Source organism: Flavisolibacter ginsenosidimutans (genome assembly GCF_007970805.1).
Lineage (GTDB): Bacteria > Bacteroidota > Bacteroidia > Chitinophagales > Chitinophagaceae > Flavisolibacter > Flavisolibacter ginsenosidimutans.
The window spans coordinates 746,522-771,352 of the sequence record NZ_CP042433.1; the positions used below are offsets into that span (position 1 = coordinate 746,522).

Consider the following 24,831-nt stretch of genomic DNA (forward strand, 5'->3'; position numbering starts at 1 on the left):
GCTCACGTCAAATCCTATCTTTGATTCATGGCTAATGAGCTGAAGAAATCCACGCCTAAAGTTGCTGAAAAACCGGCGCCGAAGAAGAAAGCGGCCAATCCTAAACCCGTTGCTGCTGCCCCTGCAAAAAAATCTCCTGCTTCTTCATCCTTTAAAAAAGAAAAAGAAGAAAAAGTTGACTTAAAAAAGTTGGCGAAGGACGAACGAACCCACAAAATTTTAGGTACGGTTTCCTTGTTGATGTCCGTTTTTTTGTTCATTTCTTTTGTGTCTTATTTTTCTACATGGAAAGAAGACCAGTCGCAAATTTTTAACAAAGGCATTGGCTTTTTGTTCGATAGCGGGTCAAAGGTTGCCAACCTTCTTGGCCGCTTAGGTGCTTATGCCTCGCACGGGCTGATTCGCCAGTCATTTGGCCTTGCCTCTTTTCTTTTTTGCTGTTTCTTTTTCGTGGTCGGGATCAACCTGATTACAGCCCGAAAGGTGTTTTCCATCTGGCGCAACCTGCGTTACGTAACCATTGGTTTAATCATCCTTTCCGTCACGCTTTCCTTCCTGTTTTCGTCCTTTGATTTTCCCTTTGGCGGCAGCGTTGGCGACATGATCAACAACTGGCTAAAAGCCTTTCTTGGAACCATCGGTACGGCTGCCTTGTTGTTGGTGGTTGGCGGCTCTTACCTCATCTGGCAATTCAATCCAACGTTTAAGGTTCCCATTCGCGACAAAGAATTTTCTGCGGAAAATGAAACCGCACGGCTTACCATTGAGGAAGATGAAGCCGAGGAAAAAGAAGAACCGCTACAACAAGAGCCGTCGCTGATTGCGCTTGCCAAACAAGCCGCAACCATCAACGATTTGTATGCTGAAAAGGAAGACGCTAAACAACACGAGAGCAACCCGAACGCTTTAAACGGCGACGGCGAAATGGTACTCAGCATTAATCCTGCAAAAGAAGAAAAAGACTACGGCTTCCATCTGACAGAAAGGGAAGAGGATAAAGCGACGATTGAGGAAGAAGAACCTTTGCATGTAAACGAGCCGGTTGAAGAAAGTATTACCGGCGAAATACTGCACAAAGAAGAAGAGGCAATTACCAGAGAAGTTCCGTTTGAAATTAAAGAAGAACCGAAGCCAAGAAAACGAGAACAGGCAGTTGAAAATCTTGAACTGGAAATAAAGTCGAAGGAGGATGAAATAGAAGAAGACGGAGAACCCGAACGGCAAAAAGATTACAGCGATCTGCCTCCGTACGAACCAACGCTTGACCTGCGCGATTACAAATACCCGTCGGTAGATTTGCTGGAAGCACACGGCAGCGAAAAGATTGTGCAAGACCCAGCCGAACTGGAAGCCAACAAAAACCAGATCATCAACACGCTGAAAAATTACGACATCACCATTCAAAAAATCAGCGCAACGGTGGGGCCAACGGTAACGCTTTACGAGATTGTTCCCGCAGCCGGTGTGCGCATTTCACGCATCAAAAATCTGGAAGACGACATCGCCCTAAGCCTTGCTGCGCTTGGCATTCGCATCATTGCGCCCATTCCGGGCAAAGGAACGATTGGCATTGAAGTGCCCAACGTGAAGAAGACCATCGTGAGCATGCGAACTTTGCTTTCGGCAGAAAAATTCACGCACAATACCTTCAGCCTACCTATCGCCATCGGCAAAAAAATCGACAACGAAAACTTCATCGTTGACCTGGCTTCAATGCCGCACTTGCTCATGGCCGGTGCAACGGGTCAGGGCAAATCAGTAGGACTAAACGCGGTGCTGGTTTCGTTGCTTTACAAAAAGCATCCTTCGCAACTGAAGTTTGTTTTAATTGACCCGAAGAAGGTAGAGTTGAGCGTTTACCGCCACATCGAAACGCATTTTCTTGCCAAGTTGCCCGGCGAAGAAGACGCCATCATCACCGACACAAAAAAAGTAATTCACACCCTCAATGCGCTTTGCATTGAAATGGACAACCGCTACGATCTTTTAAAAGAAGCCGGTGCACGCAACATCAAAGAGTACAACGAGAAGTTTACAAAGCGAAGATTGAATCCGCAGAAGGGCCATCAGTTTCTTCCTTTTATTGTGTTGGTAGTAGATGAATTTGCCGACCTGATTATGACGGCAGGAAAGGAAGTGGAAATGCCCATTGCGCGACTTGCACAGCTTGCACGTGCTGTTGGCATTCACCTGATCATTGCCACGCAACGTCCGTCGGTAAACATCATCACGGGTACAATTAAAGCCAATTTCCCGGCACGTATTGCGTTCAAGGTTTCTTCAAAAATTGATTCCAGAACCATTCTTGACGCAGGCGGCGCGGAGCAACTCATTGGCAAGGGCGACATGCTTATTTCCTACAACGGTGAAATCACACGTTTGCAATGTGCTTTTGTGGACACGCCGGAAGTGGAAAAAATCGTGGACTTCATTTCGGACCAGCGGGGCTACCCGCAGGCCTTTATGCTGCCCGAATACGTGGATGAAAAAGAGATGGAAGGAAAAGATTTTGACATGTCCGACAAAGATCCCTTGTTTGGTGATGCGGCAAAACTCATTGTGCAAAACCAGATGGGCTCCACTTCGCTGATTCAACGCCGCATGAAACTCGGTTACAACCGTGCGGGCCGCCTGATGGACCAACTGGAAGCGGCTGGTATCGTGGGTCCCAACCTTGGCAGCAAAGCACGTGAAGTGCTTGTAAAAACCGAAGCCGACCTGTTTGAAATTCTTGAGACCTTAAGTTAGTGTTAAGATAACTGCATTGCGTTAATCTTCGTTAATCCCGGCAGGCCTGTTGCCTTCTCACAGAAGTCATCCGGCTATCTTTGCCGGGATATTTTATTTAAACAAACCACGCAATGAAAAGAACGCTTACGCTACTGAGTTTTGTCTCGATGTCCTTCGCCGTACTCGCACAAACAAATCCTACCAAAAGCGATCCCGAAGCCAAGAAAATTTTAGATGCGGTGAGCGCAAAATTCAAAACTTATTCTTCTCCGCAGGCCTCGTTTACCTATAAAGTCGAAAACGCAGGAGGCAAAGCCCTTTCTACCAAAAGAGGAACGGTAACGATGAAGGGAAACAAGTTCCGTGTGTCAATGGACGGCATGGAAATTTTCTCCGATGGCAAAACCATTTGGAACTACGATAAATCGGCTAATGAAGTAACGGTAAACAACATGAACGAAGGTGGCAGCGCCATGACACCGCAAAAAATGTTTACCAATTTTTACGACAAAGATTTTTTTTACAAACTGAACGGCACAAAAACCGAAGGCGGCAAAACGCTTTCGGAAATAGAATTGACGCCGATGGACAAAAGCCGGCCTTACCACAAAATTTACGTGTTGGTAGACAAAGGCGCTCACACTATATACAACGCACAATTTTTGGAGAAATCCGGCGGTCGTTACAGCTATACGGTTAACAGTTTAAAACCTTCTACTTCGATGGCTGATGCGGATTTTATTTTTAACAAAAGCAAGTATCCCGGCGTAGAAGTAGTGGACTTGCGCTAACCGATTTGTCTCTCACAAGCAGTGATCCCTTTGCCGCGTGGCGAAGGGATTTTTTTGCCGCCAGGCTGATTGTAAAATTCATAATTCATCACTCATAATTGATAATTCCTTCTACATTTGCTGCCCTTAAAATTGACGAATCGTTTTGTGTTTATGGAATCAAAATACCTACAAAAAATCGCCGAGAAATTATCGCTGTCGCTGAAACAAATCACCAACGTTGACAACTTGCAGGCCGAAGGCGCCACCATCCCGTTTATGGCGCGTTACCGCAAAGAAGCAACGGGCAATTTGGACGAAGTCGTGATTGGTAATGTAGTGGAAGAACTTGCTTACTTCGCCGACCTTGAAAAGCGTAAAACAACCGTTCTTAAAACCATTGAAGACCTTGGAAAACTAACGCCGGCGCTAAAGGACAAAATCGAAAATTGTTACAGCGCCACTGAACTTGAAGATATCTATCTCCCTTATAAACCAAAGCGCAAAACAAGAGCCGTGCAGGCAATTGAAAAAGGTTTGGAGCCGCTGGCAAAAGTCTTGTTTGAGCAGGCTAACGTTAACCTCGATGAAGAAGCCGCAAAATTTATTACGGCCGATGTGAAGGATGCAAAAGAAGCTTTGCAGGGAGCAAGAGATATTATTGCCGAATGGGTAAGCGAACACGAGCAGGCAAGGGCAAAAGTTCGTCAACTGTTTACCGAAACGGCAACGCTTGCGTCAAAAGTTTTAACCGCCAAAAAAGAAGAAGCCGATGCGCAGAAATACCGCGATTATTTTGAGTTCAGCGAGTCGCTGAGTAAAAGCCCTTCGCACCGGATTATGGCAATCAGGAGAGGAGAAAAGGAAGGCTTTTTGTTGATGGATATAAACATTGACAAAACAATCGCAGTGGAAGAGTTAGAGCGCATCTTTATCAAAGCTTCGAATGCGGCGGCAACCGAAGTAAGAAAAGCAATTGACGACTCCTACACACGCTTGCTAAAGCCGTCTATTGAAAACGAATTTCGCCTGCTGAGCAAGAACAAAGCCGACGAGGAAGCCATCAACGTTTTCACCGAAAACCTGCGGCAATTGCTGCTGGCGTCGCCCCTGGGTTCAAAGAATGTTTTGGCACTTGACCCAGGCTATCGAACCGGTTGCAAAGTCGTTTGCCTGGATGCGCAGGGAACCTTTGTTTACAACACAACCATTTATCCGCATCCGCCGCAAAACCAGTGGCAGGAAAGCGTGGCCGAAATCAAACGTCTTGTTTCAAAATTCAACATTGAAGCTATTGGCATCGGTAACGGAACGGCCGGAAGAGAAACGGAACAGTTGGTGCGCAGCGTTGATTTTGGAAAACCCGTCAGTATTTTTCAGGTGAACGAAAGCGGCGCTTCCATTTATTCCGCATCGGAAGTGGCAAGGGAAGAATTTCCGGACGAAGACGTAACCGTTCGCGGCGCCATCAGCATCGGACGACGTTTGCTTGATCCCTTGAGCGAGTTGGTAAAGATTGATCCAAAATCAATTGGCGTAGGCCAATACCAACACGACGTGAACCAAACCAAATTAAAGACAGCACTTGACAGGGTTGTGGAAAGTGCGGTGAACTTCGTCGGCGTTGACGTGAACACGGCATCGAAACATTTGCTGCAATACGTGTCAGGAATTTCGTCAACGTTAGCCAACAACATCGTTCAATACCGGGCCACAAACGGTGCTTTTGCTTCACGGGAAGAATTGAAAAAAGTTCCGTTGATGGGGCCAAAATCTTTCGAACAATGCGCCGGCTTTCTGCGAATTGCTAACGCTGAAAATTTGTTGGACAATTCATCGGTTCACCCGGAACGTTACACACTGGTGCAACAGATGGCGAAAGACGTGCAGGCTTCGTTGGAAGAGCTAATTAAAAATGCGGAGGTTCGCAAGCGCATCAACAAGCGGCAATACATTAACGAAACAGTTGGCGAATACACGGTGGATGATATTTTAAAAGAGCTGGAAAAACCCGGCCGTGATCCGCGTGCCCCGATTGAAGAATTTCAGTTCGACGCAAACATAAAATCCATTGAAGACGTAAAAACCGGCATGACCGTTCCGGGCATCGTGACCAACATCACGGCCTTTGGCGCTTTTGTGGACATCGGCGTAAAGCAGGACGGCCTTGTACACGTTTCGCAATTGAGCAACCGCTATGTTTCCGACCCGAAAGAAGTGGTAAAGCTTGGGCAGAAAGTAAGTGTAATTGTAACGGAGGTTGATGTTGCAAGAAAGCGAATTGCACTGAGCATGAAGACAGAGAACGGAAGCCAGAAACCAGAGGTTAGAAAAGATAGAAAGCCGTTCGTGCAGAAAGAACAGCCGCTAAATTCTTTTCAAAAAAGTTTGCTGGATTTGAAGAAGAAGTTTCAGTGATAGAGTCTTTTGCGGTTTCAAAATTTCTCCCTTTTAAAAGGTAATGAAACCGCAAAAGTTTAGCTGAATTGTTTGTGGAGCAGTACTCAAAGGATTCGCTCCAGTAGCGTTTTACTTGCAGATTCGCTCGAGTACGCGTTTCAGATGCTCAACATCGAGAGAAAGATTACAACCGATTCCTTCCAGGGCAAGATTGGGGTTATCCGGTTCTCCAAAAACTGCGGAATAATTTACACCCGCGGCAGAAGCCATGTGCCAATAAAGATGCCCGAAATGTTTCCCGTCGCGGCGGAACTCAACCAGATGCGAATCCTTACGCATGTAAAGAACGTTGGTTAACCCCGCGCCGTGCATCCCCAACAGAATATCGGCATTGGCAACCGTGCGTATTTGATCTTTAAGCGGAAGGTTGTCAAAAGGAACAGGTGTAAAACCAAAACTTTCCAAGACGCTTTCCACCTCTTTGGCATTTAAAAGAATTCTGAAACTTGTATCCTCTCTTTTTAAATAAACTCTTTTCGGTGAGTTCTCTTCCTGTGCGGGTTGCAGGGTTTGTTTTAGCTTTTCGATTAAAATTGTATGGTTTTCATGCGACTCTGTGAGCTTGGGTATAAACAGGCAGTTTCGCACAAATACTTTTCCTCTGTTGCTGTCGCGATAATGAATGTATTCGATTGCCTTGGGCTTGAAATTGAACAATTTTAAAAGCTCGGGAGCAACCTTCCGGCTATAAAACGAATCGGGTAGCAACAGCACAAGGCCGGCAAGTTCCTGCGGCGTGAACAAGGTTAATTTAGGCAGCAGATCGGCATGAAAATGATAATGGTTGTTTGCGCTCCAGTGATCAAAAACATGGAGGTAGTTTTCGTTCGGCAGCAGTTTAATCCGGCCTTTCAGGAAGTCTTTTACCGCCGCTTTAGGCGAATAGTTACCGTGATGTTTTTCATCAACAATGCTTTCAGACAAGACCTGAAACGGAGTGTAGATGACACCCGTTGCGCCAACGAATACATTTGTCAACTTGTACTGTTCAACATCTTTTGTTGTGACGCGGACACCGTCTTCAAAAAAATCTTTTGCGTCATCGTAGTTCAGCGGCAGTTTCGGCATTGCAGTTGATTGCGGGTAGACAATCTTTCTCTCAAACTTCATGGCAGTTTTATTTCGTAAGCAAGACGGCTAATATAATCTGTGTAAGAGACTTCACAAATTCATTACTTAAGCACAACTGTCATTCGGCGGTATTTTCGCGCAATCTAAACCGTCAAAGACTTTTGGCAGACAAACTGGGTTTTTGTTAGACAACAATAAAATTTGTGTATATCAGTTCAAAAAGGCTTTTCGCAACTTCACCAATTTCACCAACAACTCCTCAAGCAAATCCAGCTTCAACATGTTCGCTCCATCGCTCAGCGCACAGGAAGGATCGGGGTGCGTTTCAATGAACAAACCATCCGCGCCGGTTGCAATTGCGGCAGATGCAATCGTTCCAATCATCAACGGATTGCCACCCGTCACGCCGCTTGTTTGATTCGGCTGTTGCAAGCTGTGCGTGCAGTCCATTATCACCGGCACTTTGTTTTCCTGCATGATTGGGATGTTGCGGTAATCAACCACCAAATCCTGGTAGCCAAACGTTGTTCCGCGTTCCGTCAGCATCACTTTCTCGTTGCCGGTGCTCCTGATTTTTTCCACGGCAAACTTCATGGAAGAGCCGCTTAAAAACTGCCCCTTCTTTACGTTCACGATTTTGCCGGTGTCACCGGCCGCTAAAAGCAATTCGGTTTGACGGCAAAGAAATGCGGGTATCTGCAACACGTCCACGTATTTCGCGGCCATTGCGGCTTCGGGTTCTGAATGAATATCGGTAGTGCAGGGAAGATTAAAATGCCTGGCAACCTTTTGTAAAATCTCCAATCCTTTTTCATCGCCAATGCCGGTGAATGAATTCGCATTGGTGCGGTTGGCTTTGCGGTACGAGGCTTTCAAGATGTAAGGAATGTTGAATTTTTTGCAAAGCGTAAAAACCTTTTCGGCTACTTCAAACACCAGTTCTTCACTTTCCACCACGCAAGGTCCGGCAATTAAAAAGAACGAATTCTTATCGTATTGCTGCGCAGAAAACAAATCTTCCAAAAATGTATTCATGCCGCAAAAGTAACGGAAGAGCAAAGGCACAATGCAATCGTTTGTTCACGCCACTTTTCGTTGGACATTGACAATTACATTTGCAGCGCTGTATGACAAAAGAAAAAATACTCGTAATCGGTGCCTCGGGACAAATCGGCGTTGAACTAACCTTAGCCCTGCGCAAAATTTACGGCGAGCAAAACGTGATTGCTTCCGACCTGCGCGAACAAAATCCGCTGCTCCAAGGCTCAGGTCCTTACGTAAGCCTCGATGTGATGAACAAAGAAATGCTGCACGTGCAAATCATCCGGCAGGGCGTAACGCAGATTTATTTACTCGCGGCTATTTTATCCGCAACGGGAGAAAAGAACCCCGCGCTTGCCTGGCACCTGAACATGCAAGGCTTACTGAATGTGCTGGATATTGCTAAAGAAGAAAAGCTGAACAAAGTTTACTGGCCCAGCAGCATTGCAGTCTTTGGCCCAACGTCGCCTAAAAAAGATTGTCCGCAAAAAACCATCATCGAGCCCATCACGGTTTACGGCATCTCGAAATATGCCGGCGAGTTTTGGTGCAATTACTATTTCAATAAATACGGCGTGGACGTGCGCAGCCTTCGTTATCCCGGATTGATTTCTTACAAATCGGCGCCCGGCGGCGGCACTACCGATTACGCCATTGAAATTTTCCACGAAGCGCTTGAACACGAACACTACACCTGCTTTCTGGAAAAGGATACGTACCTGCCCATGATGTACATGCCCGACGCCATCAGGGCAACGATTGAACTGATGGAAGCGCCGCGTGAAAAAATAAAAGAACGGACCTCGTACAACCTCTCGGCCATTTCGTTTTCGCCGGAAGAAATTGCCGCCGAAATAAAAAAACACATTCCTGGTTTCAGCATTGATTACAAGCCGGACTACCGTTTGGATATTGCCAAGAGTTGGCCGCAGAGTATTGACGATACTGTGGCCCGAAACGATTGGGGCTGGCAGCACGAGTTTGATTTGGCCGCCATGACAACGGACATGCTCGAAAATTTGAAGCAATAATTTTTGAACCAAACGGCGGTACTATTATTCAGCATTGTTGCAAGTTCACTCTGACCAAAGTCGAAGGGCACTCTTGTACGCTTTGTTCGCTATTGAGCAAAAGGCTTTCACGCAGCGGCGCAGCGGAGCCGCGTCGTTTTATCGTTGCGTTGCTGTGTGCAATGCCGCATAACGTTCCGAACCCTGAAGTGAGTGACACAACAGACGATGCCATGAAAAACAAAAGCCGGCAACATAAATCGCTTTCTAAGTAGAAACTCTCACCCAATAATTTCCGGCGATTTTATAGGAAGTTTTAGAAAGTCTTTTCTATTTTGGCCTCTCAATAACCAATGAAAATACCCATGCAAAAATCCGTCGTCACCGCAGCCTTTGCTGCTCTTTCCCTTTCCGCTTTTGCGCAAACAGACAGCTCCGCGTTTTATCTTCAAAAAGGCCTTGATGAAAAAGTAAAAGGCCGCCGCATGGAAGTGGTCAAAAACCTGGAAAAAGCGTACGCCTTTAACAAGGCCAACCTGCAGGTTGTCACCGAATTGGGCAACGCTTATTTCGCTGTGAATTTTTTAGGCAAAGCCAAAGAAAAATTTATGCAGGCCGAAAGCCTCGGCGACAAATCAGCCGCTACCTGCAAACAGTTGATGAACCTTAGCTTCAACATGCGGCAATGGCCCGATGCGGTGAAGTATGCGCAGGCCTTGAAGAAAGCCGATGCCGCCGAAAAAACCGATTACGTCATTGGCCGCGCCTATTATGAACAAGAAGATTTAGGAAAAGCCATTCCGGCACTGGAAGCCGCCGCAAAAGATGATCCAACGAACGGCGAAATTCCGCACACTTTGGCAACGGCTTACACCAACATGCAAAACTTCAAGCAAGCCATTCCACAGTTTCAAAAAGCACTGGCTTTGCAGCCTGCCAACAACCGTTGGATTTACGAATTGGCCCTTGTTTATTACGGCATCAACGACAACCCAAATGCGCTGAAATATATGCTGGAAGCGGGAGAGAAGGGCTACCGCAAGGACAACGAATACACCCAAAACCTGGCAACGGCTTACATCAACGCCGGCAAGTTTAACGAAGGCTTGGCAGTGATGAAAGAAGTGCTGGAAAAACGTCCTACCGATCTTGGTCTGCTTGATATGATTGCCGAAACCTGCTACGACGCGAGTAAATACGACGATGCCATTAACTATTACAACAAGATTTTGGCTGTGGACGAAAAGAAAGCTGAAGCCTTGTACATGATGGGCATGGCTTACCAAAAAAAAGGGCAAACCGACAACGGCCGCCGCCTTTGCGACAAGGCCATCGCGATGGACCCGAGTCTCGCCGGATTAAAAACGGAGAAGAAAATGCCGGGCGGTTTCTAAATCTTTCGCGGTTTAATTTTTGAAATGCCTGTTAGCCACAGGCATTTTTGTTTGCCTTAATTTGAGTCGCATGAAAGGAGTTTACACCGTCGGTTTGTTGATTGTTTCCAATGTTTTTATGACTCTGGCCTGGTACGGCCACCTGAAATTTAAAGACTGGGGCTGGCTCACAAAAGCCGGTTTGTTCCTCATTATTTTAATCAGTTGGGGACTGGCGTTTTTTGAATATTGCTTCCAGGTGCCGGCAAACAAAATCGGCTTCAAAGAAAACGGCGGGCCTTTCTCGCTGTTTCAATTAAAGGTGATACAGGAGGTAGTTACGCTGACAATTTTTGTTTTGTTTGCGCGGGTGTTTTTTAGCGGCGAACACTTAACGTACAATCACGGGATTGCGGCTTTGTTGTTGGTGGGAGCGGTGTGGTTTGCGTTTCGGTAAGGACATAAAAACGCAACCCAAATGCTTTCGGTGCAAATAACGAAGTGCGAACTCCTGTTACAAATTATTTTTGACCTTGTTTTTTTGCAGAATTTCTTTCAGTTCTTCCAATTGGCTTTCCCATACATCTCGCATTGGGATGATGTTCGCTGACCGATTGTTCTGCCAAACCAATAGCCAATTTTTCGTTTTTGTTATTTTATAAAATTTGTTCCAACCCAATTGTGATGAAAAAGATTCGCCTTTGACATCTAAGAAGTCGCGGGTAAAATTATATTCAATTACTTCGTTCATTCTTGCAGCCGTGCGGTAGTTTCTCTTTGCTGCGAAATAGGTGATTAATGGTATTACGAAAAGAACGACAGTAGGTGCTAAAATTGTTGCCAATGTAACCTCACCAATATCAATAAACTGTGCAATGGCCGAATAGATCAACAACAGCACTGCAAGAATGGAAAACAATACATGAAGTGGCCTGCGGTAAAGCAAAACAAAATTTACGCTGATAAAATCTTTTTCGGTTAGTTTGGTCTTAATAATCATAGCGGCTAAATTAAAGCGTTTTTAATCCACCTTACATTCTTTCCGGCACTGTTATTCTCAACCGTTGCATTCCTTCTTTAATTAGTTTGCCGTCAACTCACAAAGCTGCAAACGCAAAGCTTTTATCCTTAACAAATTTGTTCACTACAAATCAAACTTAATCCCCTGCGCCAACGGCAACTTGTTGCTGTAATTAATTGTATTCGTTTGGCGCCGCATGTAAATGCGCCAGGCATCGGAACCGCTTTCCCTTCCGCCGCCGGTTTCTTTTTCGCCGCCGAAAGCACCGCCAATCTCCGCACCCGATGTACCGATGTTCACGTTGGCAATGCCGCAATCACTGCCGGCCGCCGAAAGAAAAGCTTCTGCTTCGCGAAGGTTCAACGTCATAATGCTCGACGACAAACCTTGCGGCACGCCGTTCTGAATGGCGACGGCTTCGTCGAAAGTTTTGTATTTCATCAGGTATAAAATCGGCGCAAAGGTTTCGTGCTGTACCACGTTAAAATGTGGTTGCACTTCTGCAACGGCGGGCTTCACGTAACAGTCGCTTTCGTAACCATCACCTTTCAACACGCCGCCTTCTACCAAAAACTTTCCGCCTTCGGTCTTGCAGCGTTCAATCGCGTCTTCGTACATCTTCACTGCGTCTTTGTCAATCAACGGACCCACGTGCACATTTTCGTCCAGCGGATTGCCGATGCGCAATTGCTTGTAAGCATTCACCAATTTGTCGCGAAAAGAATTGTAAACTTCTTCGTGGATAATTAACCGGCGCGTGGTAGTGCAACGCTGTCCGGCCGTGCCCACCGCACCAAAAACGCAACCCACCAGCGCCATATCAAGGTCGGCATCTTTTGAAATGATGATGGCGTTGTTGCCGCCCAATTCCAATAACGAACGGCCGAGCCTTGCACCTACGGCCGCACCCACGGCCTTCCCCATGCGTGTAGAACCCGTAGCCGATACCAACGGAATGCGCACATCAGCCGCCATGCGTTCGCCAAGCTCTCTTTCACCCACCAACAAATTGCAAACGCCTTCGGGAACGTTGTTGGCTGTAAAAACATCGGCAATGATTTTCTGGCAAGCAACGGCGCAAAGCGGTGTTTTTTCCGAAGGCTTCCACACGCAAACATCGCCGCAAACCAGCGCCAGTGCCGTGTTCCAACTCCATACTGCAACCGGGAAATTGAACGCCGAAATGATGCCCACAATGCCCAGTGGATGCCATTGCTCGTACATGCGGTGGCCGGGCCGTTCGCTGTGCATGGTCAGCCCGTGCAACTGCCGCGAAAGCCCAACGGCAAAATCGCAGATGTCAATCATTTCCTGCACTTCGCCGTAACCTTCTTGCAAACTTTTTCCCATTTCATAGGAAACCAATTTGCCCAGCGGCTCTTTATACTTGCGCAATGATTCGGCAAATTGCCGCACCACATCGCCGCGTTTGGGCGAAGGCCATAGCCGCCATTCCAAAAAAGCTTTTGATGCGGTGTTGATGACTTCTTCGTATGCTTTGTCATCGGCACTCACAACGTCCGCAATTTTTTTTCCGTCAACGGGAGAAAAAGACGTAATGACTTTACCGCTGCTTTTAACCCAGTTGCTTCCTGTAGACGCGCCGTTGTTGTTTTCTGTGATGCCGAGTTGTTGAAGAATGTCGTGCATAAAATGAATTCTGGTTTCTGATTTCAATATCCAATATCTGGAATTGTCAATCGCTGAAAGCTGATAGCTTTCTCATTTGCCTGCTAAAGATATTTTGATTCCGGCCATGAACCAGCGGCGCGGCATTAGCGCACCAAGCAAATCGGTATAGGTTCTGTCAAGCAGGTTGTCCACTTCGGTAAAAGCACTGAGCTTGTTTTTCAAAATGAAAGCTTCGGCTTTTGCGTTCAGCAAAACGTAGTCGGATGTAACAGGTACGATGAGCGGCGACGAAGATTTTTGCTGCTGCCTTTTTTTATAAAGACCGTTTACTGAAAGTGCAAAACGTTTTTGCGTATAACTCACCGCAAAATTTGTTTGAAACCTTGCGTGCGACGAAACATAAAGCGACGCGGTGTTGTTGCTGCTCTCGTCGTTCAGCCAAACAAGGCCCAGCGTTACCCAAAGATTGCTATTGTTCGTCAACGGTTTTGAAAATTGTACATCGCCTTCGTAACCCGTTGTGGTTACTTCGGCAATGTTTTTTGCAAACGCATACATGCCGTTTGCTGCAAGGTTGCTGTTGTGCGGAATTTGCGCAGCCGGTGTCAGCACGTAGTCAATTAAGTTTTTATGACGGCGCTGAAAAAAAGTGCCTGAGAGTTTCAATGTATTGGCCAAAAAATAATCCGCGCCGGCTTCGTAGCTGAACGAACGTTCGGCTTCCAAATCCGGGTTGCCCAAACGCTGTCCGTTGCTTACAAACGATTTGTTGTAATTGTTGTAGCGTTCTGTAAAATCAGCATCGCGAATGGTTTTGCCCGCACTACCGCGCAATTGCCATTGCGAACTGCGATACGAAAGATTTAGTTGCGGCACGGCTTCCCATCCGGCTCGTTCGTTCCATTCCAATCTTGCAGCCGGCGAAACGAAAACGTGTTCACCAAAACGCTGCGATAAAATAAGAAAGGCCGCAGCAAGATTTACGTTGTGGTTGCCCCGGTCATTCGACGTGATTTTTTTGTTGATGAATTGAAGTCCGGGTGTGAGTGTTGTGTTGGCACCGAGTTTTCTTTCATTCGTCAACAAAGCTTGCCACAATTCCGTTTTGTTTTGATTGGTAGGCGTGAGTTTGTTGAAAGCAAAACTATCCTGCAATTGCTTGTAGCCAATTTGCACACGAAGCGTGTTGTTGGCCGCTTGTCGCAAAACCTGCAATTGATTCCAAAACGTTTTGAGCGTTTCCTGTGCCGTGTCGGCAGTGGAAGACGTATAAAAATTCTGTGCGGCAAATTTTCGGTGATCATAAGCAGAGCGAAAAGAAAGATTCCATTTTTCGTTGAAGGCATGACCAACGGAAGCCGAAACCGTCGTTGCATTGACAAAGCCACGTGTACCGCGTTGCAATTGACCGGTTGTGTTGTTTGATAAAATACCAGCGCCAAAACTTGTTTTGCCGTTCGATGCGTAAACGGCGGCATTCACCGAATAAAAGCCGTATTCGCCGCCGGTGAATTGCGCGGTTGTTTGCAGCTTTTGAACGGTTGATTTTGTAGCAAATGTTTTGGTGATGATGTTGACGACACCGCCCACAGCATCGGAACCATAAAGCGCCGAAGAAGCGCCTTTTAAAATTTCAATGCGGTCAATTTCGCCCGGCGCAAGTGGAATGTTGGTGGTGAAGTGTCCCGTGTTTGGATCGTTCACGCGAACACCGTCAACAATCACGAGCACTTGCTGAAAAGTACCGCCGCGCAAGGTGATGTCGCTTTGCGAACCGAAAGGCCCGCGTGCCTGCAATTCAATGCCCGGCAAATAACGCAACAGCTCGTCAAGCGAATGAACGGGCAACTGCGCAAAGCGTTCGCCTTTAATCACAAGAAGGTTTCGTCCGGTTTGCGAAGCTTTTATGGGATTGATGGAAGAGGTGATGGTGACCGGATCAAGCTCTGGTCCCTGTGCTTTTGCCGACAAAAAAACAAAGGGCAGAATGCCGGTGAAAAAAAGAACTCTTTTTCTCATAGCTTTTAAATTGGCGGCGAAGATAAGTAGCGGAGAATCTTGTAAAGCCCACTCAATACGACTCCGCCGCACTCGGGAAATCATTACTTTTCACATCGGCTATATACTTTTGAACGGCGCCGGTAATTTGTTCGTGAAGATTTAAATATTGCCGCAGAAAACGCGGCTTGAATTCGGTGTTGATGCCGAGCATGTCGTGCATCACCAATACTTGTCCGTCGCAATGCGGGCCTGCGCCAATGCCGATGGTTGGAATCTCCAGTGGTTCGGAAACTTCTTTTGCAAGGGCTGCCGGAATTTTTTCCAGCACCACAGCAAAGCAGCCGGCTTCTTCCAACAGCTTTGCGTCGTTGCGCAACTTGGCGGCTTCGGCTTCTTCTTTTGCGCGAACGTTATAGGTGCCGAACTTGTAAATGCTTTGCGGTGTCAGGCCAAGATGCGCCATCACCGGGATGCCCGCACCAATGATGCGTTTAACAGATTCCAGCACTTCTTCACCGCCTTCCAGTTTAATGGCGTGTGCGCCGGTCTCTTTCATGATGCGAATGGCCGAAGCGAGGGCAATATCGCTGTTGGATTGATAAGAACCAAAGGGCAGGTCAACCACTACCAGGCTTCGCTTTGCTCCTCGAATAACTGACGATGCGTGGTAAATCATTTGATCCAACGTGATGGGGAGCGTTGTTTCGTGACCCGCCATGACGTTTGATGCCGAGTCCCCTACAAGAATCACATCAATGCCCGCCGCGTCGAAGATGGAAGCGAAGGAAAAGTCATAAGCCGTGATCATCGAAATTTTCTTGCCCGCGGCTTTCATCTTCTGAACCGTATGCGTAGTGATGCGTTTGACTTCCGGTGCGTTAGCGCTCATTGGTGGAATTTTGCCAAAGATAGGGTCAGGTTTTTTTCACAAAACTCACCTCACCGGTTCGCTCCAGCCGCACTTCTTCTATGTCTGTTAATGAATCTTTTTGTACGTTAATGCGCAGTTCTTCCATTATGTCGTGTTCGGAAATATTGCTCTTTTCCATGTTCCTCCTTTCAAACCTGCCGTTCTTGTATAAAAGAAACGGCTTTCCTTTTATTAATCGTCCGAACCCCTTGTTAAAATAAGTTAGTTTGGAAAAAACAAAATGCAAACAAACCAAAGCCGCTCCTGAAGCCATCGCCGAAACAAACGGCGTTGCGCCGACGATGCCTCTTGCCAGTACCGCTCCGTACAGAATCGTTAGAATGTCATCAAACACATCACCCTTTCCAAAGGTGCGCATGCCCGTGATGCGTAACAGTATGATCATGTAAACAAACATCACAGCGGAACGAGCGACGATCTCAAGCGGACCAATGTCGGCTTTGTTTCCCCATATCTGTGTTATGTCCATAGTTTTTTAAACAAAGCAAACGAAAAAGAATGCCAGAGGCAGGTGAGCGGTGTGGCACAAATTTGTAAGCGGTAGTTAAAACAAATTTTATGGAGAACGAAAAAAACAAAAAGCAGCTCAACAATCCAAGTCAAATGGCCGGTCCGCACCGCGGCCGCCAGGGCGTTGACAAAGCGCCGGGCGAAGAAGAACACGAAGGACCGGTTGAGGACATTGTAGCCGATACGCAAAGAGGAAAAAATAAAGTTGACGGCGATCCCTCGCAGGAAAGCGACCAGCCCATTAACCAACCATAGCAATGGCGCGAAAGAGTGCAGGCTTATTAGTTTACCGAAAGAAAAATTCTGTTCTCGAAGTCTTTTTGATTCATCCTGGCGGACCGTTTTGGAAAGGAAAAGAGAGTGGTGCGTGGAGCATTCCGAAAGGTGAATTTGCGGAAGACGAAGAGCCGCTACAAGCAGCCCGCCGCGAGTTTGCCGAAGAAACCGGCCAGGAAGTAAACGGAGATTTTGTTGAGCTGAAAACAATCCAACAGAAAAGTGGAAAGTTTGTATACGCTTGGGCGGTGGAAGCTGAACTAAATGCCGACGCCGTTATTTCAAATACGTTCAAAATGGAATACCCCTACAAATCCGGCAAATGGATAACCGTGCCCGAAGTGGACAAAGCCGCATGGTTTTCCGTGAAAGAAGCGAGGGAGAAGATAAATCCCGCGCAAACTGAATTGCTTGATGATTTACTGCTTAAGTTGAAAACGTGAAAAAGCCTTTTGACATACCCGACATGCTGAAGCGGATTGAAAAGGCTGTGAAGCTTTATCCAAAAGCAGCCATGTTTGAGCTGAAAGAGAAAGGCTATGCTTCGCTGTTTGAACAACTCCTTTCCTGCATCATTTCCATTCGCACCTTAGATGAAACAACAATACCCATTTCCGAAAATCTTTTTGCAAAAGCCCGCACACCAAAAGAAATGCTGATGCTTTCGCCGGGTGAATTGGAAAAAATGCTGTACGGTTCGCAATACCCCGGACAAAAAGCCCATACAATGCTCGGCATTGCAAAAGCTGCCGTTGAGGAATTTGGCGGCGAACTGCCCGCCGATTATGAAAAACTTACTGCCTTGAAAGGGGTAGGGCCGAAATGCGCCAAACTGGCGCTGGGCGTGGCTGCCGGTCATGCCGGAATCAGTGTGGATGTGCACGTCCATCGCGTTGTCAATCGTTGGGGCCTTGTTGAAACCAAAACACCGGAGAAAACAATGCAAGCCTTGGAAGAAATAATACCAAAGAAAAAATGGATTGATGTAAACCGTTTGCTGATGCCGTTTGGCAAACACATTTGTGTACTGCATTCACCTTTTTGTTCTACATGTTCCGTGCTTCACTATTGCCGGCAGGTAGGCGTAACAAAACACCGTTGAAAGAAGAAGTAATCGCCTTGTTGTATTGCCATCAAGCAGTTTTAAGTTTTCTTCGGCAAAAAATATTTTGAAGTGTCGCGAAAGAAGGCAATTTTGCGCCACAACTTCATCATCTTTTTATGAAAAACATTCTCCTCATTGCCGGTGCGGCTTTTTTGTTCAGTTGCACCAATTCAAATTCAACCAAAACCGACGCCGCAAATTCTGAAAGCAAGCAAACTGCATCAGCAAAAGATTCTGCTAAAACGGAAGAGGCGAAGCCAACCGGTCCGGCTGCTGATGCCGCAACCATCATGGCGCGTCCGCAAGTGCCGATCCTTTGCTATCATCACATTCGTCCTGATGCAAAAAGCGAATACGCCGTTACTGTTGACGGATTTAAAGCGCAGATGAAAATTTTGCACGACAGCGGTTATCATACCGTGCTGCCTGATCAACTTTATGATTACCTGGTTTACGGAAAACAATTGCCTTCCAAGCCGTTTATGCTTACGTACGACGATACCGACGAAGAGCAATTCAGCGTTGCAAAACCCGAGATGGATAAATACGGTTTCAAAGGCGTTTATTTCATCATGACCATTTCCATTGGCCGGCCGCGATACATGAACAAGGAACAAATCAAACAACTTTCCGATGAAGGCCATGTGGTTGCAAGCCACACCTGGCGTCACGATCGTGTGGACCGTTACCTCACCACACCTCACCTTGACCGTGATTCAAAAAAGATGATTGCAAACGATTGGGACCTCCAATTGGTTGACAAGCGCAAGCAACTTGAAGACATCACCGGCAAACCCATTCACTACTTCGCTTACCCCTTTGGCATCTGGAGCAAAGCCGGCATACCGGAGTTAAAATCACGCGGTTTTAAACTCGCGTTTCAACTGAGCACCAAACGCGATCCGGAAGAACCGCTTTACACCGTGCGCCGGATGATTGTGCCGTTTCAATGGTCGCCGGAAGGAATGTTAAAGGTTATGAAGAGTGCTTTCAGCCGTAGTGAATAAACTGTGCGCAACGGATGCAGCGTTACCATAATTTGGAACAGTCTTTGACTTTATAAAACAAATTGTGGTTATGTTTCCTTTGTGGTTTTTTGTGGTGCTGATTGTGTTAATCTGTTACCTGTTGTACCTCACCCGTACTACCGAAGAAGATCTGCGGACAATGAGCAGGAACCAGTTGAATCAATCGAAATATTTAATGAAAGAAAACTTTCCCGACAACTGATTTGCGGATGCGTTGAGTGAGATTAGGTGGACGGTTTTTAAACGGTATCAAATAAAAAAAGATGCAAGGTTTACCTGCATCTTTTTTTATTTTATACGGACGAGAGGGACAACGAATCTCCTTCAGACTTTAATCTCTCCGGCCGCCACGGGTTAAGGCTACTAACAACAAAATAAAAACAGCGGCGCCAACAACCCAAATCCAGGGCGAAGCGTACCAATTGCTTCCTTTTGTATTAATGTTTACGTTCACGTCTTTTTCCTGGGCAAGGAGTAAAGTGCTGTAGAAAGCAGCAGCAAGAGAGAAAAAAATCTTTTTCATAATAAAGCTTTCGTTCAGTTTTAAAAAAGTTGTGCCAACTCAGCCGTTTTGCCGTTTGCCAAACAACAAACTTCCGACGCGAATCAGGTTGCTGCCTTCTTCGAGCGCAATCTTGTAATCGGCGCTCATGCCCATGGAAAGAGTTTGGAGTTTGAAGTTTGGGGTTTGGAGTTGGGCGTGTTGGTCGAAGATTCTTTTTAAGTTTTTGAATTCGTTTCGCACTTTGTTCATGTCTTCGGTAAATGAAGCCATGCCCATTAAGCCGCTAACACAAATGTTGTTTAATTCCTGCAATTCGTGATTGAAACTCGTGTTTAATTCTTCCTCACTGAAACCAAATTTTGTTTCTTCCTGCGCAATGTGCACCTGAAGCAGAACGTCAATGACCCGATTGTTTTTTCCTCCTTGCTTGTTCACTTCCTTTAGCAGTTTGAAGCTGTCAATGCCGTGAATGAGGCGCACAAACGGTGCGATGTATTTGACCTTGTTGCCTTGCAAGTGCCCAATGAAATGCCAGCGAATGTCTTTCGGGAGTTGCGCTTCTTTGTTCAGCAATTCCTGCACATAGTTCTCGCCAAAATCGCGGTGGCCCAGGTCATAAAGCTCTTTGATGGCTTCTACGGGTTTGGTTTTGCTTACGGCTACGAGGGTGGCGTTGGCGGCTTGTGTTTCTTTTAAAATAGAAAAATAATTCTCTGGGTTAACAAACATCTGACTTGATTAAGCGGTGTAAATGTAGCTTGCGTTTTTGCATTCGTAAACGTTTGGCTTTGTGGTCAGCAACGCAGTTAATGGTTAAGTGCAACACCGCACGCATTTGACGGTTGCGGATTCACAACTACATTTGCGCACAAATTTTTGCTTGTTATGAACTTTCAATTAAGCGAAGAGCACCTGATGATACAACAGGCGGCCCGCGACTTTGCACAGGCCGAATGCTTGCCCGGCGTGATTGAACGCGACGAAAAAATGCAGTTTCCCCGTGAACAACTGGAAAAACTCGCTGACCTCGGATTTTTGGGAATGATGGTAAGCACCGATTACGGCGGCGCGGGCCTGGATACAGTCAGTTATGTTCTTGCGATGGAAGAAATCAGCAAGGTGGATGCAAGCGTGAGTGTTTGCATGAGCGTGAACAACAGCCTTGTTTGTTACGGCCTGGAAGCTTACGGCACCGAAGAACAGAAACAAAAATATTTAACGCCACTGGCACAGGGAAAAAAGGACGGTGCATTGTACACCGGCGCATTTCTATTAAGCGAACCGGAAGCGGGCAGCGATGCTACCTCACAACGAACGACCGCCGAAGACAAAGGCGATCATTATCTTTTGAACGGTACAAAAAACTGGATCACCAACGGCGGCACGGCTTCGGTTTATCTAGTGATTGCACAAACCGATCCGTCGAAAGGACACAAAGGCATTTCGGTTTTTATTGTTGAAAAATCATGGCCGGGCGTTGTCGTTGGCGGAAAAGAAAACAAGTTGGGCATTCGTGCATCGGACACGCACACCATCATGTTCAACGACGTGAAAGTGCCGAAAGAAAACCGTATTGGCGAAGACGGCTTTGGTTTTAAGTTCGCTATGAAAACGCTGGCCGGTGGCCGCATCGGCATTGCTTCGCAGGCTCTTGGCATTGCCTCCGGCGCTTACGAATTATCACTGAAATATTCCAAAGAAAGAAAGGCCTTTGGCAAGCCCATCTCCGAACACCAGGCCATTGCCTTTAAACTCGCCGACATGGCTACCCGCATTGAAGCGGCAAAGTTGCTTTGTTTCAAAGCCTCTTTTGACAAAGACCAGAAACGCGATTATACCTTAAGCGCTTCAATGGCAAAAGTATTTGCATCGGAAACAGCCATGTGGACAACCGTGGAAGCCGTGCAAATTCACGGCGGCTACGGCTACGTAAAAGAATACCACGTTGAGCGGCTGATGCGGGACGCCAAAATCACCCAGATTTACGAAGGCACAAGTGAAGTGCAGCGCATCGTAATTGGCCGGGAGATTATAAAGCAGTGAGTGGTAAGCTCACGCATAAGCTATCTATTTCCCTAAAGCCCTTGTAAAGAGGGCTTTTAAATTATTTGACTGTTTTGTTTGCACAATTCACCATTTATCCCACACGTTTTCATTTTGTGAAAACTGCAATTCATGCGGAAAATCAGCTTTCTGCCTCCGGTTCAAGGGTTCTTTTGCGCTACCTTTGTCCAGCTATTAAACGGTTATGAAAAAAATTCACATTGCTTTATTGCTCCTGGCCGTTGCCGGCATTGTAGGCATGTCTTTTTTTGTGAAAGACCTTACGACGCAGGAAACCTTCTCCACCGCCAAAGAAAAATCCGGTAAGTACGTAGTGGTAAAAACGAAGCTCGACAACTCGGTTGCCATTGAGTACGATGCAGTAAAAAACCCAAACCTCACGGTTTTTTATGCCGTTGATGCCAAAGGCCAGCGCAGCAAGGTTGTTTACACCGAAGCCAAAATAAAAGACATGGAGCGCAGCGAAGGCCTTGACCTGAACGGCTACATGCGCGACGGTTATTTTGAGTGCAACAAAATCCAGGCAAAGTGCCCGTCAAAGTATAAAGACGACCCGGCACAGGCCAAAAAGAATCTTGCATCCGGTTCCGCGAATCAATACTAATCTCGAATGAATTACATCGGCGAGCACCTTCTTCCCGGCAAACTCGGACATTTTTTTTTACTTCTATCCTTTGTTTCTTCTATTGGCGCTACGCTGAGTTTTTTTCTTAGCGTACAAAAAAGCCGCAGCCTTGCAAATAACGCCGGTGCTGCTCAATGGAAAAAACTTGGGCGTTTGTTTTTTGCGCTGGAAGTGTTTTCGGTTTTTGCCGTTTTTTCCATTCTCTTTTACATCATCAGCAATCATTATTTCGAATACAAATACGCCTGGCAACACAGCAGCCGTTCGCTTGAAAAAGAATACCTGCTCAGTTGTTTTTGGGAAGGACAGGAAGGAAGCTTCCTGCTTTGGAGCATCTGGCATTGCGTACTCGGTTCGCTAATCATTTGGAAAGAAAAAGAATGGGAAGGGCCGGTGATGACGGTGATTGCCTTTGCACAAATACTGCTGGCCACGATGTTGCTCGGCTTTCCAGGGTTGCACATGGGGTCGAACCCATTTTTGTTGTTGCGCAATTCCGGTGTGCTGGATAATGCGCCGGTTTTTTCCGACATGAACGGCGCCATCCGGCAGGATTACCTTTCGATGATCAAGGATGGCAACGACCTGAATCCGCTGTTGCAGAATTATTGGATGGTAATTCATCCACCCGTGCTTTTCATGGGCTTTGCTTCCACCATCATTCCTTTTGCTTTTGCCGTAGGCGGCTTATGGACGAAGAAATACAGCGCCTGGACGAAACCCGCTTTGCCCTGGACGTTGTTCTCGGCTGCAGTATTGGGAACGGGCATTATGATGGGTGCGGCCTGGGCATATGAGTCGTTGAACTTTGGTGGTTATTGGGCTTGGGACCCGGTGGAAAACGCATCGCTTGTGCCCTGGCTGATTTTGGTGGCGGGCCTGCATACACTCGTCATTTACCGGCACACGGGCAACGCACTTCGCACCACGTTTTTGTTTTTGCTGCTGTCTTTCTTGTTTGTTCTCTACTCCACTTATTTAACCCGCAGTGGCGATTTGCAGGATACTTCGGTTCACGCTTTTACGGGCGAAGGCATAACCAAATGGCACCTGCGCATTTTTCTTTTGCTCTTTGCTTTACCGGGACTTGGCTTGTTCTTTCGGCGGTACAAATCCATTCCGTTTATTGCCAAAGAAGAAGAGGCATCGTCAAGAGAGTTTTGGATGTTTATTGGTTCATTGGTCTTGTTTCTTGCCGCACTGCTCATCATTACGATGACTTCCATTCCGGTCTTCAACAAAATTCTCGGCTTGTTTAACGGGAAGGAAAAAACTTTCAGTACAATTGCCTTGGGCGAAGACGCAACTTACTCCTACAACCGCATTCAAATTTTTGTAGCGCTGATCCTCGGTTTGATTACGGGCATTGGCATGTACCTCAAATACAAATCCACTGGTACACCATTTCTGAAAAAACTCATCGTGCCTGCAACTGCTGGTCTTGTTGCGGGTGTGCTTGTAGTTTACTTCGGCAAGGTGAATTACGAAGAAAAAACCGTTGGTTTTATGGTTGCTATCTGGACCGCCGTGGTAGCCGCCGTATTTTCGCTGGTAGCCAACGCCGGTTATATTTTTACGGGATTAAAAACCAATTTGAAGCGGGCCGGCGGCGCCATTTCGCACGTGGGCTTTGCCACGCTGCTCGTCGGCATATTGATCTCGTCGTCGAAAAAAGAAGTGCTATCGTACAATACCTCGGGAATCTTCATGGATTTTGGCAAAGGCAGCAAAGAAAAAGCAGGAGAGAACCTAACGCTTTTGAAAGGCGCGAAAACCGACATGGGCAAGTTTTGGGTAACGTACGCAAAAGACTCCGTTCATCCCGAAAAGCCGCTGTGGTATTACAACCTGCGGTTTGAGCGCAAAGACGGCAAAGAAAATTTTACGCTTACGCCGAACGCATTTGTCAACTACAAAAATCAAAGTGGTTTGATGGCTAATCCATCAGCCAAGCATTATTGGGACTACGATATTTTCACTTACATCACTTCTTTGCCTGACCCGGCAAAAAATGCGGACACGTCTTCTTTCCGCACTGTAAAAGCAAACGTTGGCGATACCGTTTTCTATTCGAAGGGGTTTGCCGTGGTAAAGAACGTGCAGTCTTTCCGCAACATTCCGAACGTACCCCTTGGGCCAAACGACAGCGCTTCGGTGGCAACGCTGGATATTTTTGCCAAGACGGGTTCACGCTACGAAGGCAAGCCGATTCTCATTAACAAAGACGGACAAAGTTTTCTGCAAACCGACACGCTTACGGCTGAAAGCCTCGTGTTTCAATTGCAAAAAGTGGATGGAAAAAAGATTGAACTCGGCGTAAAAGAGTCTGAGTCCATCATGCAGTACGTAACGCTGAAAGCGTATAAATTCCCCTTTATCAATCTCGTTTGGCTCGGCACCATCATTACGGTTCTTGGCTTTATTGTTAGCCTGTTTTACCGTAGGCAGCAAGGCCGCGTCAGCAAGGCGCGACTAAAGATTGTAAAGACGGCCGGGAAAAGCGTGGAGGTTTAAGAAAGTGAAACGTGAGATGAGAAAGGTGAAACCGAAAAGTCTTTACGGATTTCGCTCACTCTGGTTTCACGGTTTACTTTTCACGTCTCACTTTTCGTCCAACTTTAAATTTTTCTAAACAGCATTTCTTTAAGAAGGCTTGTCTTTTTGAAAAAGGCTGGCTT

The 24,831-nt window shown here is 46.6% G+C and carries 23 protein-coding genes; 14 read left to right on the top strand and 9 right to left on the bottom strand.

The features are described from left to right. The first annotated feature begins 27 nt into the window (after positions 1-27). From FSB75_RS03050 to FSB75_RS03060, 3 genes are all read left to right on the top strand, one after another. On the top strand, positions 28-2,748 hold the full coding sequence (locus FSB75_RS03050) for an FtsK/SpoIIIE family DNA translocase (RefSeq protein WP_146782574.1): 2,721 nt from the start codon (positions 28-30) through the stop codon (positions 2,746-2,748). 113 nt (positions 2,749-2,861) lie between these two features. Then, on the top strand, positions 2,862-3,521 hold the full coding sequence (locus tag FSB75_RS03055) for a LolA family protein (RefSeq protein WP_227990752.1): 660 nt from the start codon (positions 2,862-2,864) through the stop codon (positions 3,519-3,521). 153 nt (positions 3,522-3,674) lie between these two features. After that, entirely contained in the window at positions 3,675-5,918 is a 2,244-nt protein-coding gene (locus tag FSB75_RS03060) for a Tex family protein (RefSeq protein WP_146782577.1), read from the top strand. 111 nt (positions 5,919-6,029) lie between these two features. On the opposite strand, the gene FSB75_RS03065 is transcribed toward FSB75_RS03060, so the two are convergent. Further along, positions 6,030-7,070, bottom strand: a complete 1,041-nt coding sequence (locus FSB75_RS03065; protein ID WP_146782579.1) for a glycosyltransferase family 61 protein — start codon at positions 7,068-7,070, stop codon at positions 6,030-6,032. Positions 7,071-7,241: 171 nt separating this feature from the next. Beyond that, positions 7,242-8,066 carry a 3-deoxy-8-phosphooctulonate synthase gene (gene kdsA, locus FSB75_RS03070; RefSeq protein ID WP_146782582.1) on the bottom strand — a complete coding sequence of 275 codons (825 nt, stop codon included), beginning with the start codon at positions 8,064-8,066 and terminating at the stop codon, positions 7,242-7,244. A 92-nt stretch (positions 8,067-8,158) separates the two neighbouring features. On the opposite strand from kdsA, the gene FSB75_RS03075 reads away from it, so the two are divergent. The 3 genes from FSB75_RS03075 (at position 8,159) to FSB75_RS03085 (ending at position 10,912) form a co-directional block, all read left to right on the top strand. Beyond that, the gene (locus FSB75_RS03075) at positions 8,159-9,103 is read left to right on the top strand and encodes an NAD-dependent epimerase/dehydratase family protein (protein ID WP_146782586.1); all 945 of its coding nucleotides are present in this window, start codon (positions 8,159-8,161) and stop codon (positions 9,101-9,103) included. A 332-nt stretch (positions 9,104-9,435) separates the two neighbouring features. Then, positions 9,436-10,476, top strand: a complete 1,041-nt coding sequence (locus tag FSB75_RS03080; protein ID WP_146782589.1) for a tetratricopeptide repeat protein — start codon at positions 9,436-9,438, stop codon at positions 10,474-10,476. A 70-nt stretch (positions 10,477-10,546) separates the two neighbouring features. Continuing rightward, positions 10,547-10,912 (top strand): DMT family protein, encoded by a 366-nt coding sequence (locus FSB75_RS03085; RefSeq protein WP_146782592.1) that lies wholly within the window; start codon positions 10,547-10,549, stop codon positions 10,910-10,912. 57 nt (positions 10,913-10,969) lie between these two features. Here FSB75_RS03085 and FSB75_RS03090 read toward each other — a convergent pair whose 3' ends face one another. The 5 genes from FSB75_RS03090 to FSB75_RS03110 form a co-directional block, all read right to left on the bottom strand. Further along, positions 10,970-11,374 carry a YcxB family protein gene (locus tag FSB75_RS03090; RefSeq protein ID WP_146782594.1) on the bottom strand — a complete coding sequence of 135 codons (405 nt, stop codon included), beginning with the start codon at positions 11,372-11,374 and terminating at the stop codon, positions 10,970-10,972. A 225-nt stretch (positions 11,375-11,599) separates the two neighbouring features. After that, positions 11,600-13,126: an L-piperidine-6-carboxylate dehydrogenase gene (gene amaB / locus FSB75_RS03095; protein ID WP_146782598.1), complete on the bottom strand. Its 1,527-nt coding sequence runs from the start codon at positions 13,124-13,126 to the stop codon at positions 11,600-11,602. A 72-nt stretch (positions 13,127-13,198) separates the two neighbouring features. Beyond that, a complete protein-coding gene (locus FSB75_RS03100) occupies positions 13,199-15,127 on the bottom strand; it encodes a TonB-dependent receptor plug domain-containing protein (RefSeq protein WP_172623048.1) in 1,929 nt (642 codons plus the stop codon). A 52-nt stretch (positions 15,128-15,179) separates the two neighbouring features. Further along, a complete protein-coding gene (gene panB / locus FSB75_RS03105; protein ID WP_146782604.1) occupies positions 15,180-15,998 on the bottom strand; it encodes a 3-methyl-2-oxobutanoate hydroxymethyltransferase in 819 nt (272 codons plus the stop codon). Between the two features lie 25 nt (positions 15,999-16,023). Next, entirely contained in the window at positions 16,024-16,509 is a 486-nt protein-coding gene (locus FSB75_RS03110) for a DUF421 domain-containing protein (protein ID WP_146782607.1), read from the bottom strand. Positions 16,510-16,598: 89 nt separating this feature from the next. On the opposite strand from FSB75_RS03110, the gene FSB75_RS03115 reads away from it, so the two are divergent. From FSB75_RS03115 to FSB75_RS21760, 5 genes are all read left to right on the top strand, one after another. Next, entirely contained in the window at positions 16,599-16,805 is a 207-nt protein-coding gene (locus FSB75_RS03115; protein WP_146782610.1) for a hypothetical protein, read from the top strand. A 2-nt stretch (positions 16,806-16,807) separates the two neighbouring features. Further along, positions 16,808-17,269: an NUDIX domain-containing protein gene (locus FSB75_RS03120; protein WP_146782613.1), complete on the top strand. Its 462-nt coding sequence runs from the start codon at positions 16,808-16,810 to the stop codon at positions 17,267-17,269. Further along, entirely contained in the window at positions 17,266-17,928 is a 663-nt protein-coding gene (locus tag FSB75_RS03125) for an endonuclease III domain-containing protein (RefSeq protein ID WP_146782615.1), read from the top strand. Before FSB75_RS03120 ends, FSB75_RS03125 begins: the two co-directional genes overlap by 4 nt. Before the next feature lie 119 nt (positions 17,929-18,047). Further along, positions 18,048-18,938, top strand: a complete 891-nt coding sequence (locus tag FSB75_RS03130; RefSeq protein WP_146782618.1) for a polysaccharide deacetylase family protein — start codon at positions 18,048-18,050, stop codon at positions 18,936-18,938. A gap of 70 nt (positions 18,939-19,008) precedes the next feature. Further along, positions 19,009-19,161, top strand: a complete 153-nt coding sequence (locus FSB75_RS21760; RefSeq protein WP_172623049.1) for a hypothetical protein — start codon at positions 19,009-19,011, stop codon at positions 19,159-19,161. Between the two features lie 129 nt (positions 19,162-19,290). Here FSB75_RS21760 and FSB75_RS03135 read toward each other — a convergent pair whose 3' ends face one another. Further along, the gene (locus FSB75_RS03135; RefSeq protein ID WP_146782621.1) at positions 19,291-19,482 is read right to left on the bottom strand and encodes a hypothetical protein; all 192 of its coding nucleotides are present in this window, start codon (positions 19,480-19,482) and stop codon (positions 19,291-19,293) included. Between the two features lie 39 nt (positions 19,483-19,521). Then, positions 19,522-20,193, bottom strand: coding sequence for a YggS family pyridoxal phosphate-dependent enzyme (locus FSB75_RS03140; protein WP_146782624.1), 672 nt, complete (start codon positions 20,191-20,193; stop codon positions 19,522-19,524). A gap of 156 nt (positions 20,194-20,349) precedes the next feature. Between FSB75_RS03140 and FSB75_RS03145 the strand changes: the two genes are divergently transcribed. From FSB75_RS03145 to ccsA, 3 genes are all read left to right on the top strand, one after another. Next, the gene (locus FSB75_RS03145) at positions 20,350-21,507 is read left to right on the top strand and encodes an acyl-CoA dehydrogenase (RefSeq protein WP_146782627.1); all 1,158 of its coding nucleotides are present in this window, start codon (positions 20,350-20,352) and stop codon (positions 21,505-21,507) included. A gap of 205 nt (positions 21,508-21,712) precedes the next feature. Further along, positions 21,713-22,132: a cytochrome c maturation protein CcmE domain-containing protein gene (locus FSB75_RS03150; protein ID WP_146782630.1), complete on the top strand. Its 420-nt coding sequence runs from the start codon at positions 21,713-21,715 to the stop codon at positions 22,130-22,132. 6 nt (positions 22,133-22,138) lie between these two features. After that, positions 22,139-24,667, top strand: a complete 2,529-nt coding sequence (gene ccsA, locus FSB75_RS03155; RefSeq protein WP_146782632.1) for a cytochrome c biogenesis protein CcsA — start codon at positions 22,139-22,141, stop codon at positions 24,665-24,667. Positions 24,668-24,831: the final 164 nt, after the last annotated feature.